General features: G+C 70.0%; 13 protein-coding genes. 8 read left to right on the plus strand and 5 right to left on the minus strand.

The annotated features are described in order from the left end of the window. The first annotated feature begins 62 nt into the window (after positions 1 to 62). A complete protein-coding gene (locus BBK82_RS23430) occupies positions 63 to 887 on the plus strand; it encodes a DNA/RNA non-specific endonuclease (protein ID WP_065916919.1) in 825 nt (274 codons plus the stop codon). On the opposite strand, the gene BBK82_RS23435 is transcribed toward BBK82_RS23430, so the two are convergent. Beyond that, positions 877 to 3,750 (minus strand): NACHT domain-containing protein, encoded by a 2,874-nt coding sequence (locus BBK82_RS23435; protein WP_065916920.1) that lies wholly within the window; start codon positions 3,748 to 3,750, stop codon positions 877 to 879. The genes BBK82_RS23430 and BBK82_RS23435 overlap by 11 nt on opposite strands. A 52-nt stretch (positions 3,751 to 3,802) precedes the next feature. Beyond that, entirely contained in the window at positions 3,803 to 5,677 is a 1,875-nt protein-coding gene (locus BBK82_RS23440) for a helicase-associated domain-containing protein (RefSeq protein ID WP_065916921.1), read from the minus strand. Between the two features lie 76 nt (positions 5,678 to 5,753). Here BBK82_RS23440 and BBK82_RS23445 point away from each other — a divergent pair, with 76 nt between their 5' ends. Then, positions 5,754 to 6,401 carry a DUF2461 domain-containing protein gene (locus BBK82_RS23445; RefSeq protein ID WP_065916922.1) on the plus strand — a complete coding sequence of 216 codons (648 nt, stop codon included), beginning with the start codon at positions 5,754 to 5,756 and terminating at the stop codon, positions 6,399 to 6,401. Here BBK82_RS23445 and BBK82_RS23450 read toward each other — a convergent pair. Beyond that, positions 6,340 to 6,693, minus strand: a complete 354-nt coding sequence (locus BBK82_RS23450; RefSeq protein WP_065916923.1) for a VanZ family protein — start codon at positions 6,691 to 6,693, stop codon at positions 6,340 to 6,342. The two genes, BBK82_RS23445 and BBK82_RS23450, sit on opposite strands and share 62 nt — an antisense overlap. A 64-nt stretch (positions 6,694 to 6,757) precedes the next feature. On the opposite strand from BBK82_RS23450, the gene pyk reads away from it, so the two are divergent. The 3 genes from pyk to BBK82_RS23465 all read left to right on the plus strand — a co-directional run bounded on the left by pyk (position 6,758) and on the right by BBK82_RS23465 (position 9,921). Next, positions 6,758 to 8,182 (plus strand): pyruvate kinase, encoded by a 1,425-nt coding sequence (gene pyk / locus BBK82_RS23455; protein ID WP_065916924.1) that lies wholly within the window; start codon positions 6,758 to 6,760, stop codon positions 8,180 to 8,182. A 110-nt stretch (positions 8,183 to 8,292) separates the two neighbouring features. Beyond that, positions 8,293 to 9,192 carry an acyl-CoA thioesterase II gene (gene tesB / locus BBK82_RS23460; protein WP_065916925.1) on the plus strand — a complete coding sequence of 300 codons (900 nt, stop codon included), beginning with the start codon at positions 8,293 to 8,295 and terminating at the stop codon, positions 9,190 to 9,192. 168 nt (positions 9,193 to 9,360) lie between these two features. Further along, the gene (locus BBK82_RS23465) at positions 9,361 to 9,921 is read left to right on the plus strand and encodes a Uma2 family endonuclease (RefSeq protein WP_065916926.1); all 561 of its coding nucleotides are present in this window, start codon (positions 9,361 to 9,363) and stop codon (positions 9,919 to 9,921) included. On the opposite strand, the gene BBK82_RS23470 is transcribed toward BBK82_RS23465, so the two are convergent. Then, positions 9,922 to 10,431, minus strand: coding sequence for an Lrp/AsnC family transcriptional regulator (locus BBK82_RS23470; RefSeq protein ID WP_065916927.1), 510 nt, complete (start codon positions 10,429 to 10,431; stop codon positions 9,922 to 9,924). Positions 10,432 to 10,491: 60 nt separating this feature from the next. Between BBK82_RS23470 and BBK82_RS23475 the strand changes: the two genes are divergently transcribed. Further along, complete coding sequence (locus BBK82_RS23475; RefSeq protein WP_065921295.1) at positions 10,492 to 11,085, plus strand: LysE family translocator; 594 nt, start codon at positions 10,492 to 10,494, stop codon at positions 11,083 to 11,085. Here the strand turns inward: BBK82_RS23475 and BBK82_RS23480 are convergent. After that, a complete protein-coding gene (locus BBK82_RS23480; RefSeq protein ID WP_065916928.1) occupies positions 11,068 to 11,370 on the minus strand; it encodes a DUF2218 domain-containing protein in 303 nt (100 codons plus the stop codon). The two genes, BBK82_RS23475 and BBK82_RS23480, sit on opposite strands and share 18 nt — an antisense overlap. Before the next feature lie 121 nt (positions 11,371 to 11,491). Between BBK82_RS23480 and gndA the strand changes: the two genes are divergently transcribed. Beyond that, positions 11,492 to 12,922 carry an NADP-dependent phosphogluconate dehydrogenase gene (gene gndA, locus BBK82_RS23485; RefSeq protein WP_065916929.1) on the plus strand — a complete coding sequence of 477 codons (1,431 nt, stop codon included), beginning with the start codon at positions 11,492 to 11,494 and terminating at the stop codon, positions 12,920 to 12,922. Continuing rightward, entirely contained in the window at positions 12,919 to 14,457 is a 1,539-nt protein-coding gene (gene dacB, locus BBK82_RS23490; protein WP_065916930.1) for a D-alanyl-D-alanine carboxypeptidase/D-alanyl-D-alanine endopeptidase, read from the plus strand. The genes gndA and dacB overlap by 4 nt, the downstream gene beginning before the upstream one ends. The last annotated feature ends 29 nt before the right edge of the window (positions 14,458 to 14,486 follow it).

Raw genomic sequence — 14,486 nt, forward strand, 5'->3', positions numbered from 1 at the left:
CACCCGGCTAACGGTCCCGTGAGATGTGTCGACCCTGCAGGTGACCGACCAGGGGGCGACACATGACCAGCACAGCGGTGCAGACCGGTTTCGACACCGGGTTCCTCGGCACGGACGCCGGGATCCCGGCGCTGACCGAGGCGGGCGCGCAGGACGCGGTCGAGCTGAACGGCTCGACCACCATCGACTACACGCACTTCTCGCTCGCGCTCAGCAAGTCGCGCAGGTTCGCGAGCTGGGTCGCGTGGAACATCGACGGCGGCGCGATGAAGGCGTTGAGCCGCACCGGCATCCCGTTCATCAAGGACCCGCGCGTCCCGGCGGAGTTCCAGACCGGCGACGAGCTCTACCGCGACAACCGGCTCGACCGCGGGCACATCGCGCGCCGCGCGGACCTCTGCTGGGGCCCGGCCGCGGAGGCGAAGAAGGCGAACAAGGACTCGTTCTTCTTCACGAACATCACGCCGCAGATGGACGACTTCAACCAGAGCACCAAGGAAGGGCTCTGGGGCAGGCTGGAGGACGCGGTGCTCGCCGACGTCGACGTGGACGACCTCAAGGTCAGCGTCTACGGCGGGCCGGTCTTCAACGCCGACGACCGGGTCTTCCGCGGTGTGCCGATCCCGCGCGAGTTCTTCAAGGCCGTCGCGTTCGTGGTCGGCGGCGAGCTGCGCTGCAGCGCGTTCCTGCTCACCCAGAACCTCGTGCTCGCCGAGGCGCTCGACCTCGACGAGTTCCGGGTGTTCCAGGTGTCCCTGAGCGAGGTCGAGCAGCGGGTGAGCTTCACGTTCCCGGCCGAGCTGCACGCCGCGGACACGTCCTCGGTGCAGCTGCAGGAGGCCTCCGAACGCCCGCCGCTGGGCAGCCTCGCCGACATCAGGTGGTGACGCGCACGCCCGGCAGCTGCTGACGCAGCTCCTCCAGCCGCGCGGGTGACTCCGGCTGGTGCACGACCAGGTGCGCCAACGCGGGCAGCACCCGCAGGTCATCGGCGTCAGGCACGCCGAACACCTCCAGCGTCGTGATGGTCGGCCACCGCTGCAGCCCCGCCAGCGAGTAGGGCGGGCGGTGGTCGATCGCGAGCTCGCGCAGCTCGGGCAACGCGGGCAGCGCGGCCAGGCCCTCGTCGGTGCCCTCGTCGCGGATCTGCAGCCGCCGCACCGCACCACCCTCCAGCGACGCCAGGTCGACCCGGCTGAAGTGCAGGTGCAGCTCGTCCAGGCCCCGCACCGGGGACAGGTCGATCCGCCCCAGCGGCCGGCACCGGCTCAGGTGCAGCTCCCGCAGCGACCCCGACACCGCCAGCGGGGCCAGGTCGCGCATGACCTCGTTCTGCCACAGCTCCAGCCGGTGCAACGACGGCATCGCGCCCAGCGGGTCGAGCGGGTTGATGTTGCCGATGCACCGCACGTACCGCAGCTTCGCCAGGTGCGCGATGAACTGGATCCGGTGCCAGCCCCGGACGTCGACCCGCCGCTCGCCGAAGTCCACTCTGGACAGCACGGTCCGCGCGTAGTCCTCCGCGTCCGGCGTGTTCCGCCACGCCCGCAGCAGCTCGTCGATGACCATCGCGTGGTCCACCGCCACGAACTCCGCGAGCCGCTCCCACGCGCCCTCACCACCGATGTTCGCGAGCGTCCGCACGATGTACGCGGCCCTGACCGAGTTCCCGGCCTCCTCCGGGCCCGGCAGCAGGTCCACGACGAACGACCCGGCCTCGGACAGCGCGTCGGCGTGCGCGAAGCTCGTCGGCGGGATCAGCGAGGCGGCGGCGGACGTCACCTGCGTGCGCGCCGACTCCGGTTCGATCACGTCGGCCTGCTCCAGGCACGCCAGCGCCAGCAACCGCAGCTTGTCCCGGCCGCGCTCGTCCTTGCGCGTGTCGTCGTTGCCCGCCAGCAGGTCCAGCAGCACCCGCGCCCGTTCGCGCGGCCGGGCGTGCGCGACGGCCATGACCACCACGTCGTGCCACTCGTCCAGGTGTGCCCGGTCCACCAGCAGGTTCAGGTCACCGGCGTCCACGACCTCCTTGGCCGCCAGGTAGTCGCGGAACGTCCGGTGCACGAACTGCACCCGGTCCGTGCCGACCTCGCGCAGCAGCCCGGCTCGTTCCAGCAGCCGCTGCATCGCCTCGTGCGGGTCGATGTCGTGCGACCGCAGCCCGCGCATCGCGTTGCCCAGCCGGTGCACGGCCTCCTCGCGCGGCACCATCAGCTCCCGGTTGCGCACCAGCGAGTACGCGAACCGTTGCAGCAGAACGAGCTGCTCCTCCTTCGAGAACGACGGCAGCGCCAGCCCGCGGTCCTCGTCCCACCGCACCAGCAACAGGTCCAGCGCCGCCTCGTACAACGACCGCCGGTCGCGCGGCAGGTGCATGTTCCGGTCCTGGTGCAACGCGCACAGCAACCCGGCCAGCAACGGGCTCGACGCCAGCCGCCGCAGGGCGGGCCGCCCGGCCAGGGTCGCCAGCAGCCGAGTCTCGCACTCGGCCAGCCACACCCGCGCGTCGCGGGGCAGCCCCGGTTCGTCCCGCGCCGCCGTGTGCCAGGCCTCGACGAAGTCCCGGACCCCCTTGTCGCTCAACGGCAACAGGTCGAACGCCGCGAAGTCGCTGTCCTCCAGCCAGTCCTCCGGCACCGCCGCCGGCCTGGTCGTGATGGCGTAGCGCGCCTTCGGGTAGGCGGCCACGAGCTGCGCGAGCCACTGCCGCGCCTCGGCCCGCCGCTCCCACACCAGCTCGTCCACGCCGTCGACCAGCACCAGCGCCCGGCCCTCCCGCAGTCGCGCGGTGACCCACCCGGCCGGCTTCTCCTCCTCGATCATCGAGGCGGTCGAGGAGATGAACTCCTCCGGCTTCGGCAACGCCGTGAACTGCCGCAGCGGCACGAAGAACGGCACCAGGCCGAGCCACTCGTTGCCCGACGTCCGCGTCTCGCCCAGCGCGTTCATCGCGAGCCAGCGCAGGAACGTCGTCTTGCCCGCGCCCGCACCGCCGCGGATCAGCACCCGCGGCGTGTCCGTCAGCGCCGCCGCCACCGGCAGCCCGGCACCGGTCAGCTCGTCGGTGTCACCGACCCGCGCCACCGCCAGCGACACGTACGAGGTGTCGAACGAGTGCCGGCGCGGCGCCCGGCCCCGCGAGACGCCGAACAGCTCCAGCCCGCCCAGCGCGTGCGCGACCTGCTCGGCGTACCGGTCCTCGAAGTCCCGGTGCGCCGCGACCAGCGCCTTGCGCTGCTGTTCCGGCTGCCGTGCGATGGCGTCGGCGGTGCGTTGGCTGATCTGGAACATGGCCACGGCGAGCCGGCGCGCGTACTCCGGCTGCGACCAGACCAGTTCGACGATCGCCACGCTCACCCTGGAGACCAGCGCGTCGTACAGCGCCGCAGCGGCGTCCGAGAGCCCCGCCGCGCGCCGGATCCGCTCCGACCTGGCCAGGACGTGCGCCCGCAGCGTCTCGGGCGTCAGCATCACCTGCAGCGCCTCGTCCTCGCGCAACGGCAGCGCGGCCTCGATCGACTCGCGCACCGCGGCCACGGCGGCCTGCCACTCGTGCTCGGCCACACCGCTGAGCTCACCGCGGGCGAGCTCGGTGCTGATCCGCTCGACCAGCGGCCCCGGCCTGGTCAGCTCGCGCTGCCGCCTCTTGTTCTTGGCCCCCTTGTGCGCCACGTCGAAGAGGCCGAGCAGGAAGCGCTCCAGCACGGTCTCGAGCACCATCAGCAGTCCGGTGGAAATCGGGTCGGGCACACCGCCAGTATTCGCGCGTGATCATCGAGGTCACCGCGACTTCACCAGGTGTTCATCCGCCCGGTGCCAGCACCTTCCGCACGTGCTCGATGGGGAAGTCCCGGCTCGTGCCGCCCTCGCAGTCCGCCGACAGCACGCCGTCGAGGTGCTTGACCGGAGTGATGAGGACCGTCTCGGTCTGCCGCGGCCCGCTCGCGTAGGTGATCCGCACCGGCCGGCCGTCGACCAGAGCCGAGGCGAGCAGCTGCACCTCCTCGTCGCGCAGGAAGACGTTCTGGTCGCGCAACATCCGCGCCGCGTTCGCCCGCGGCGTGCCCCGGCCGACCACCTGGCGTTCCTGCTCCACCAGCCGCACCGCGAGCTGCGTCAGCTCCAGGTCGTCCAGCTCGGTCCGGCGCCACTCCGGCCGGCGTTCCCCGCGCGCCGGCGCTCGTTCCGGCCGGACTCGCTCCACAACGGACCGGTCGCCGCCGTCAACGCCCTTGGGCGCGTAACCCGCTCTGCGCAACGCCCCCAAGGTCTCCTCCACGGGCGACCTCGACGCCAGCACGGTCGGTGCCAGGAACCGCAACCCCAGCGGCTGCAACGCCCGCACCCGCGCGATCTCCTGCAACAGCGCCGGGTCCTCCGCCCGCACGCAGCACGCCACCTCGGTCACCGTCAGCTGCCCGTGCCGCCGTGCCACGTCCTGCACCTGGTACTCGACCGCCTGCGGCACCGGCCCGTCCGCCACGACGGTCAGCCGCAACAGCACCTCGTCGGCCGACAGCCCCGCGTCCAGCGCCCGCCGGATCGACCCCGCCGACAACCGCCACACCCGCGCCGTGTCGTTGTCCTCCAGGTCGGCCAGCAGGTTCAGCGTCGAGCTCAGCAACGTCGACGGCAACCCGTCCACGACCGCCGTCATGTCCGTCTGGAACACCGCCCTGTCGGTCGCGGCGGGCATCAACCGCACCGCGGCGGCCTCGATGTCGCCGTTGTGTCGCAAGGCTTGGCCCAACGGCGTCAACGCGCCACCCGCGACGAGGGCGAGTGCCTCCAGCTCCGCGATCACCACCGCCGTGGCCCGCGCCTCGTGCACCGCCGGCCGTTCCCACACCAGTTCCGCGACCAGCTCACCGGTGTCCACGACGGCGTGGCCGGCGCTGAACGCCTCCAGCGTCGACCTCCGCAGCTCGGCACCGGACTGCCCGGCGTAGTCGCGCAACGCCGCCCGCGCCTGCTCGGGGTCCGGCCGCCAGTCCATCCGCTGCCACGCCCCGGCCAGCGCCGCGAGCTCGGCGTGCTTCGTCGGCAGCAGGCGGCCGCGGTCCAGCCCGAGCAGCTGCGCCTCGACCGCCAGCTCCAGCCACAGCCGCAGCACCCCGTCGCGACCCGCAGGACCCGCACCCGCCGGATCTCCCCGTCGCGACCCACCGGTGTAGCGGGCGTCGAACGTGTCCTGCCCGCAGTGCGCAGCAGCCGCCCGACACCATCCACAGTGGACATGCGGCACGACCCGGACACGGTCGTCGCCGGCCTGCGCCGCGCCGCGGTGGCCGCGGGTGAGCCGCGGCCGGGCGTGCAGGGCCCGCACGGAGTTGACCTCCTTGAGCACCGCCCCCTCCGGCCACGCCAGCGCACGCCGTTTGAGCTGCGCGAACGCCCGGTCGAACTCCTGCGCCGAACACCGCAGCTCGGCGCACACCGCGTCGACGCTCGCGGCGTGGCCCAGCCTGATGACCGCGCCGAGCACGTCGGTCGCGCCCTGGTCCAGCTCGCCCTCGGCCCGGTGCACCGAGTCCGGGTCGGTGAGCTGGTAGGCGAGGTCCTTGAGGGATCGCAGCAGCCGGTCGCCCACGTCCCTGCGGTGGGTGAGGATCGCCGCCACCTCGCCCTGGTCGAGCCGCTGGAGCCAGGTCGCGAGCGCGTTGGTACGGCGTGGCATTCCTCCGAGTATGGCCCTGACTGTCTGAGCTCAAACGAATTTTCACGCATTTGGGCGTGCGGCCTAGGCTGACTCGGTGACGTTCAGCGGTTTCGGCGAGTACGCCATCGACTTCTACGACGGTTTGGTCCTCGACAACACCAAGGCGTACTGGGACGACAACAAGGAGACCTACCAGCGCGACGTGCGCGCCCCGATGGAGGCGCTGCTGCTGGCGCTGGAGAAGGAGTTCGGCGAGGGCAAGGTGTTCCGCCCGTACCGCGACGTGCGGTTCGCCAAGGACAAGACGCCGTACAAGGACCACTGCGGCGGCGTGATCGAGAAGGGCCGCGGCGGCGGCGCGTACTACGTGCAGATCAGCCCGGAGGGGCTGATGGTCGGCGGTGGCTCGTTCCACATGCAGTCCGACCAGCTGGCCCGCTACCGCGCCTCGGTCGACGCCCACGGGCTGCTGCTGCGCAAGATCGTGGACAAGCTGGTCAAGCAGGGCTGGAAGCTGCACGGGGACGTGATGAGGTCCAAGCCGCGCGGGTTCGCCGACGACCACCCGCACCTCGACCTGCTCAAGCACCGGTCGATCTGGGTGCGCAAGGTCTGGGAGCCCGACGACGTGCTGCACGAGCCGGGGAGCCTCGACCGGGTCCGCAAGGCGTGGCGGCAGCTCAGGGACTTGAACGCGTGGTGCGAGGACCACGTCGGCGTGAGCGAAAAGCCGCGGCGATAGCCCAGCCGAGACCGATCCCGAGCACGTCCACCAGCGCGTCGACGACGTCCCCGCTGCGGTGCAGCGGCGTGATCACCTCCTGCAGCACCTCCGAGAGCCCGGCGTACGCCACCAGCGCCCACAGGACGTGAGGAACCTTCGCGTAGAGCCCGGTGAACGCGAGCAGGGCGAAGAGCAGCGTGTGCACGACCTTGTCCGTGCCGGGCGGCGAGGAGGGCACACCTGACTCGGGGGTGAACAACACGACGACGCTGAGCAACGCCGCGGTCACGAAGGGGAGGACTCGACCCATTGTCAGAACATTACCGAGGAGTAGTTCGGGATCGGTCCAGGAACGGGGTCTACTCTCTGAAGACGTGAGTCGACGCGCAAAGATCGTCTGTACCCTCGGTCCCGCCACTGGCACGCCGGACAAGGTCCGCGACCTGGTAGCGGCCGGTATGGACGTGGCCAGGATGAACTTCAGCCACGGCAGCCATGCCGACCACAAGCAGGTCTACGACATGGTCCGTGCGGCAGCCGACGAGTCGGGCCGGGCCGTGGGCATCCTCGCCGACCTCCAGGGTCCCAAGATCCGCCTCGGCCGGTTCGCCGCGGGTCCTGTCGACTGGAACACCGGCGACGTCGTCCGCATCACCGTCGAGGACGTCGAGGGCACGCACGACCGCGTGTCGACGACGTACAAGGAGCTCGCGAAGGACGCCAAGGTCGGCGACCGCCTGCTCGTGGACGACGGCAAGGTCGGCCTCGTGGTCGTCGACGTCGAAGGTTCCGACGTCGTGTGCGAGGTCACCGAGGGCGGACCCGTCAGCAACAACAAGGGCCTCTCGCTGCCCGGCATGGACGTCTCCGTGCCGGCGCTGTCGGAGAAGGACATCGAGGACCTGGAGTTCGCGCTCTCGCTGGGCGTCGACTTCATCGCGCTCTCGTTCGTCCGCTCGCCGGCCGACATCGACCTGGTCCACCAGATCATGGACCGCTCCGGCAGCCGCCGTCTCCCGGTGATCGCGAAGATCGAGAAGCCGGAGGCAGTGGACAACCTCGAGGCCATCGTCCTGGCCTTCGACGGCGTCATGGTCGCCCGCGGTGACCTGGGCGTCGAGCTGCCGCTGGAGCACGTCCCGCTCGTGCAGAAGCGCGCGATCCAGATCGCCCGCGAGAACGCCAAGCCGGTCATCGTCGCGACCCAGATGCTCGACTCGATGATCACCAACTCCCGCCCGACCCGCGCCGAGACGTCCGACGTCGCGAACGCGGTGCTCGACGGCGCCGACGCGCTGATGCTGTCCGGCGAGACCTCGGTCGGCCGCTACGCCATCGAGTCCGTGCAGACCATGGGCCGCATCATCGAGGCCGTCGAGACCGAGTCCACGGTCGTGCCGCCGCTGACGCACGTCCCGCGCACCAAGCGCGGCGTGATCTCGTACGCGGCCCGCGACATCGGCGAGCGCCTCAACGCCAAGGCCCTGGTCGCGTTCACGCAGTCGGGCGACACGGTCCGCCGCCTGGCGCGCCTGCACACGCACCTGCCGCTGCTGGCGTTCACGCCGGAGCCGTCGGTGCGCTCGCAGCTGTCGCTGACGTGGGGCACCGAGACGTTCCTGGTCCCGAGGGTGGAGTCCACCGACGAGATGGTCCGCCAGGTCGACGTGGCCATGCTGGAGATCGGCCGCTACCAGGCCGGTGACCTCATGGTGGTGGTCGCCGGATCGCCTCCTGGCACCATCGGGTCGACGAACCTCATCCGGGTGCACCGGCTGGGGGAGGACGACCACGCGTAGTGGTTGGACTCTCAGTCCGATACGACGTGAACGCCGGCCCCGCCCCCTCATACTGGTCGTGTGAGGGCGCGGGGCCGTTGCCGTGCCCGTGCCGCTAGGAGATTTCTGCCGTGACTGAGGCCGCCCGTGCCGCCGCTGAGAACCCGTCTGGCCTGAGCGGACAATCCGCAGTGGACGACCTGGTCGCGTTGCTCGACCTGGAACGCATCGAGGAGAACATCTTCCGCGGTGTGTCACCCGCCGAGTCGCCGGTGCGCGTCTTCGGCGGGCAGGTCGCAGGACAGGCGCTGGTGGCCGCGGGCCGGACCGTGCCGGTGGAGCGGCGGGTGCACTCCCTGCACTCGTACTTCATCCGGCCCGGCGACCCGCGGGTGCCGATCGTGTACGAGGTCGACCGCATCCGCGACGGCCGCTCGTTCACCACCCGCCGCGTCGTGGCGGTGCAGCACGGCAAGGCGATCTTCTCGCTGTCCGCGTCCTTCCAGGTGGAGGAGCAGGGCGTCGAGCACTCGTCGGAGATGCCGGCGGTGCCGGACCCCGAGACGCTGCCGACGTGGAGCGAGTCCGCCAAGAGCTACCCGCTGGTGAACCTGAAGTTCCCGCGCCCCATCGACGTCCGCTACGTGACGGAGCCGCCGTGGGAGTCGCGTGAGGACGGTCCCGGTGAGGCCGCGTCACGGGTGTGGATGAAGGCCGACGGCACGCTGCCGGACGACCCGATGCTGCAGCTCTGCGTGATGACCTACGCGTCGGACATGACGCTGCTGGACGGCGTCCTGGCGCGGCACGGCGTGTACTGGGGGCTGGACAAGGTGCTCGGTGCCTCGCTGGACCACGCGATGTGGTTCCACCGGCCGTTCCGGGCTGACGAGTGGTTGTTGTACGACACCACGTCGCCTTCCGCCTCCGGGAGCAGGGGGCTCGCGACCGGGCGGTTCTTCACCCGGGACGGGCAGCTGGTGGCGACGGTGGTGCAGGAGGGCCTGATCCGGGTGATCAAGTCGGACTGAGGCGCTGGGCGGCTGCGACGCACGGCGAGGACGACCGCCGCCGCCTGATGGAGCAACTCCTAGCACGCTTGTTCGAACCGCCCGTGTGGGTCATCAAGCCGGGCGTGACCGGGGTCGATGCCTACACTGACTGGTAGCGGGAGCTCAGGGCGGAAGGACGGTGTGCGCATGACCGCGGAAGCGTGGCGCGATCACCTGGTGAGCCTGGACGAGTGGGACGCGATGCCAGAGGACAAGAACCTCGAGTTGGTAGACGGAGTCCTGCACGTGGCCGCTTCCCCGGAGCCTCGGCATCAACGTGCCGGGCGCAGGCTCGCTCACTCGCTGGAGATGCAGCTCCCCGATGAGCTGAGCATCGAGACCGAAGTCGACGTCTTGCTCAAGGTGCTTCCGCGGGCCACTGTTCGCAAGCCGGACATCGTGGTGGTGCCTGTCGCGACGTGGGGGGATGGACGACGCCGGTTCACCGCGGCGGACGTGCTGCTCGCGGTGGAGATCGTGTCGCCGGGCTCGGAGAAGACCGATCGCCAGGTGAAGCCTGACGAGTACGCCGAAGCCGGTATTCCGCATTACTGGATCGTCGAGTTCGACGACGAGTCGATCAGCTTGGGTGCGTACGTCCTCGTGGACGGCCGGTACGAGTACGTCGGCGGTGGCACCGGGAAGGTCGAGCTTCTCAGTCCCGCCCCGTTGGTGATCGACCTCGACGCGCTGACCCTCAACCGCTGATTAGTCCGTGCGACGTCGCCGGTGCGTGGGCCTCAGGTTCGCCGGCGGTGTCAGCGCCCGCGTCTCCACCCGCTCCAGCACCACCGACGAGGTCAGGTTCCGCACCTCCGTCCGCGACGCGATCTTGTCCATCAGGAACGCCTGCAGGTGCGTCGAGTCCGCCACCGCGATGTGGATCAGGAAGTCCGCCTGCCCGGACACGTGGAAGATCGACCGCGTCTCCGGTTGCGCCATCACGAACGCGCGAAAAGCCGCCACCACCGAGCGCGTGTGCGGTCGCACGTTGACCGAGATGACGGCTTCCAGCGGCAGCCCGAGAGTGGCCGGGTCGACGACGGCGTGCGAACCCGTGATCACGCCCAGTTCGCGCAGCCGGCGCACCCGTTGCAGGCAGGAGGAAGGCGCCAAGCCGACGATCTCCGCCAGGGTCCGGTTCGGCAGCGTGGCGTCGTTCTGCAACTCCTCCAGGATGTGCCAGTCGACCGAATCCAGTTCGGCTTGTTCGCGCATAAGCGAACATCGTACTGACCAGCTGGAATGCGGCAGAACGAGTGGCGGAGGATCCCGGTCATGCACATCGCGTGGACGTCGTTCCTGCTGGCACTCGTGGTGATCACGGTCGTGCCCGGTCCCGACTTCGTTCTGATCATGGGGAACGCGGTGCGCAGCCTCAGGCTGGGCGTGACGGCGGCCCTGGGTGTCATCACCGGGCTGCTCATCCACGCCACGCTCGCGACCGTGGGCCTGAGTGCGCTCGTGGTGGCCGTGCCGACGGCGCTCTTCGTCGTCAAGGCGATCGGCGCGCTCTACCTCGCCTACCTCGGCTTCATGACCCTCAAGGGTGCCGGCAAGACGCAGGAGCAGCCGCGCGGCAACGGCAACGTGTTCCTGCGCGGCGTGCTCTGCGATCTGTTGAACCCCAAGGTGATGCTCACGTTCCTGAGCCTCATCCCGCAGGCGATGGACCCGCACAGCGCGCCGCTCCCGCAGGCCGCGCTGCTCAGTGCCGTGACGGTCGGTGTGTTCGCGGGGTTCTGGGTGGTGGTGGTCCCGCTGGCTCGTCAGCTGGGCACGGTGCTGAGCAAGCCGAAGATCCGCACGGCGTTCGAGCGGGTGTGTGGTACCGCTCTCATCGGGATGGCGGCGTCAGTTCTCGCTGCCTGAGCCGGACCAGGTGACGGTCAGCTCGTCGCGCGTGCCGAACCGCACCAGGTGCCGTTCCACGACATCGCGCAGCCGTGCGGCGTCCTCCTCCGAAGAGGCTTCGACGCGCATCCGCAGCGCGTCCGGGGCGGCGGTGAAGGACGCCGTTCCGACGGAGAACCGGACAAAACCGCGTCCGTCCTCCCAGGACCCTTCCAGGTCCTTGTGCGTGAAGTGCTTGACCAGCTGAGATCCGTAGCGCTCGGCGCGGTCGGTGGCCGAGGTGCCCTCGCTCACAAACGTCATGAAACCCAACTTACGCCTAGCCATACGTACTCCGGCGTGACGCGGTTCACCTGGCGAAACCGTGGCTGAGAAGACCCTGTGACGTCTCGCGAAAAGCGCACGAACACGGCAGGCTGTGCGCATGACGGAAGGCAAAGCACGCATCGCGGTCACCGGTCTCGCCACCATGGGCAGCAACCTCGCGCGCAACCTCGCGCGCCACGGCTTCAAAACCGCCGTGCACAACCGGACCCCCGCGAAGATGAAGGCCCTGCTGGACGAGCACGGCCACGAGGGCGACTTCGTCGGCGCCGAGACGCTGCAGGACCTGGTGGACAGCCTGCAGACGCCGCGCCAGATCATCATCATGGTCAAGGCGGGTGGCCCGACCGACGCCGTCATCGACGAGCTGAGCGAGATCCTCGAACCCGGCGACATGGTCATCGACGGCGGCAACGCCCACTTCAACGACACGCGCCGCCGTGAGGCCGCGCTGAAGGAGAAGGGGCTGCTGTTCGTCGGCGCGGGCATCTCCGGTGGTGAGGAGGGCGCGCTCAACGGTCCCAGCATCATGCCGGGTGGTCCGGCCGAGTCGTACAAGCACGTCGGACCGGTCTTCGAGGAGATCGCGGCGAAGGTGGACGGTCAGCCGTGCTGCGTGCACGTCGGGCCGGACGGTGCCGGGCACTTCGTCAAGATGGTGCACAACGGCATCGAGTACGCCGACATGCAGCTGATCGCCGAGGCGTACGACCTGCTGAACCGCATCGGCGGCCAGACGCCCGCGGAGATCTCCGAGGTCTTCACCCAGTGGAACTCGGGTGACCTGGAGTCGTACCTGGTCGAGATCACCGCCGAGGTGCTCAAGCACGTCGACGCGGACGGCACGCCGCTCGTGCAGGTGATCGAGGACGCCGCCGAGCAGAAGGGCACCGGCCGCTGGACCGTGCAGGAGGCGCTGGAGCTCGGCGTCCCCGTCACCGGCATCGCCGAGGCCGTGTTCGCGCGGAGCCTGAGCGGCCACACCGACCAGCGCAAGGCCGTGCGCGACGCGTTCGGTGCCAGTGAGGTCGTCGCGAAGCCGGACGCCGAGCTGGTCGACGACGTCCGCCAGGCGCTGTACGCGTCGAAGGTCGTCGCGTACGCGCAGGGCTTCGACATGATCCGCGAGGCGTCGAAGAACTTCGACTGGAACATCGACCTCGGCGCGATGGCCACGATCTGGCGCGGTGGCTGCATCATCCGCGCGCAGTTCCTCAACCGCATCCGCGAGGCGTACGACAACAACGCCGATATCGCGTCGCTTCTGGTGGACGACTACTTCCGCGACGCCGTCCAGAACGCGGAGGCTGCTTGGCGGCGCGTTGTGGTCCGTGCGGTGGAATCCGGCGTGCCGACTCCTGGGTTCGTGTCCGCTTTGGCCTACTACGACGGACTTCGCTCCGAACGCCTGCCCGCCGCTCTTGTGCAGGGACAGCGCGATTTCTTCGGTGCCCACACTTATCGCCGCATCGACAAGGCCGGTAGCTTCCACACGTTGTGGTCAGGCGACAGGTCTGAGGTGGAAGCGTGAAATTTCGTTTGCTGGGGGCGGTCGTCGCTGCGGCGGCAGGGTTGACCCTGACGTCGAGCGGCGGCGCCGTGGCGGTCGACAACGAGGCTCTGACGCGCGATCTCGACGCCATCCTCGCCGACCCCGGGCTGAAGGGCGCGGACGTCGGGATCACCGTGCGGGACGCGAACACCGGCGAGGTCGTCTACACGCGGTCCGGTGGAAAGCGCTCTCAGGTCGCGTCGAACCTGAAGGTGCTCACCACCGCGGCGGCGCTCGACCTGCTGGGGCCGGATCACCGGTGGAAGACCGAGCTGCAGTCGTCGGGTGCCCGCTCCGGTGGCACGCTGACCGGTGACCTCGTCCTGCGCGGCACCGGTGACCCGACGATGTCCGCCTCGCGCTACCAGGCGCTGGCGGCATCGGTGAAGAACAGCGGTCTCACGCAGGTGACCGGCGCGCTCGTGCTGGACGACACGGCGTTCGACGCCCAGCCGTACGGCAGTGGCTGGGCGTGGGACGACGAGCCGTACTCCTACAGCGCGGAAACCTCAGCGCTCACGCTCTCGCCGGACGCGCGGTACAGCGCGGGCACGGTGGTCGTGCGCGTGAAGCCGGGTGCCACGACGGGCGCACCGGTGCAGGTGAGCGTCGAGCCCGCGAACGACGTGGTGCAGATCCAGAACACGGCGACGTCCAACGGCGACGCCGGCATCACCGTCGAACGCGAGCACGGCACGAACGTGATCAAGGTCAGCGGTTCGACCTGGGTCGAGACGACCGCGCTGTCCACCGTCAAGGACCCGACCGCGCTGGTCTCGTCGGTGTTCCGCAAGGCGTTGGAGCAGAACGGCGTCCAGGTCCTCGGCGGCGTCAAGCGGGCCAAGGCCCCGCAGGGTGCCGCGGTGCTGGCGTCCGACACGTCGCAGCCGCTCAGCCAGCTGATCACCCCGTTGCTGAAGAACAGCAACAACATGCTGGCCGAGGTGCTGGTCAAGACCGCGGGTGGCTCGTTCGCCAACGGCGTCAACCAGCTCAGCCGCAAGTGGGCGGGCCTGGGCGTCGACCCGAACTGGATCGAGGTCTTCGACGGCTCCGGCATGTCCCGGCTCAACCAGATGTCGCCGGACGACCTGACCTCGGTCCTGGTGAAGGCGAAGACCAAGCCGTGGTTCGGCACCTGGTCGGCGTCGCTGCCGGTCGCGGGCAGGGACGGCACGCTGGCGAGCCGCATGAAGGGCACCGCCGCCGAGGGCAACGTGCTGGCCAAGACCGGGTCGCTCTCGGGCGTCTCGGCGTTGTCCGGCTACGTGACCACGCAGGCGGGCCGGCAGCTGGTGTTCTCGGTCGTGCAGAACAACGTGGTGCTGTGGTTCAGCCCCAAGACGGTCGAGGACAAGGTCGCGGTGCGGCTCGCGGCCGACGGTGGCGCTCAGCCGGCCACGCCGGAGGTGCAGTCGGTTCCGCAGCAGCGCAAGGCCCCCGAGCAGGAACGCGTGACGGTTCCCGCGAAGGAGCGCTTCGACGTCGAGTGCTCGTGGATCGGCACCTGCTGACCCACGCGTGAGGACGAACTGGAGCCGCC

The organism is Lentzea guizhouensis, from assembly GCF_001701025.1.
Classification (GTDB): Bacteria; Actinomycetota; Actinomycetes; order Mycobacteriales; family Pseudonocardiaceae; genus Lentzea; species Lentzea guizhouensis.

Excerpts from the sequence above, each read along its gene's own strand:
- BBK82_RS23430 (WP_065916919.1), top strand. The coding sequence starts at position 63 with ATGACCAGCACAGCGGTGCAGACCGGTTTCGACACCGGGTTCCTCGGC.
- BBK82_RS23440 (WP_065916921.1), bottom strand. The coding sequence starts at position 5,677 with ATGCCACGCCGTACCAACGCGCTCGCGACCTGGCTCCAGCGGCTCGAC.
- BBK82_RS23450 (WP_065916923.1), bottom strand. The coding sequence starts at position 6,693 with ATGGGTCGAGTCCTCCCCTTCGTGACCGCGGCGTTGCTCAGCGTCGTC.
- BBK82_RS23465 (WP_065916926.1), top strand. The coding sequence starts at position 9,361 with ATGACCGCGGAAGCGTGGCGCGATCACCTGGTGAGCCTGGACGAGTGG.
- BBK82_RS23470 (WP_065916927.1), bottom strand. The coding sequence starts at position 10,431 with ATGCGCGAACAAGCCGAACTGGATTCGGTCGACTGGCACATCCTGGAG.
- BBK82_RS23475 (WP_065921295.1), top strand. The coding sequence starts at position 10,492 with ATGCACATCGCGTGGACGTCGTTCCTGCTGGCACTCGTGGTGATCACG.
- BBK82_RS23480 (WP_065916928.1), bottom strand. The coding sequence starts at position 11,370 with ATGACGTTTGTGAGCGAGGGCACCTCGGCCACCGACCGCGCCGAGCGC.
- gndA (WP_065916929.1), top strand. The coding sequence starts at position 11,492 with ATGACGGAAGGCAAAGCACGCATCGCGGTCACCGGTCTCGCCACCATG.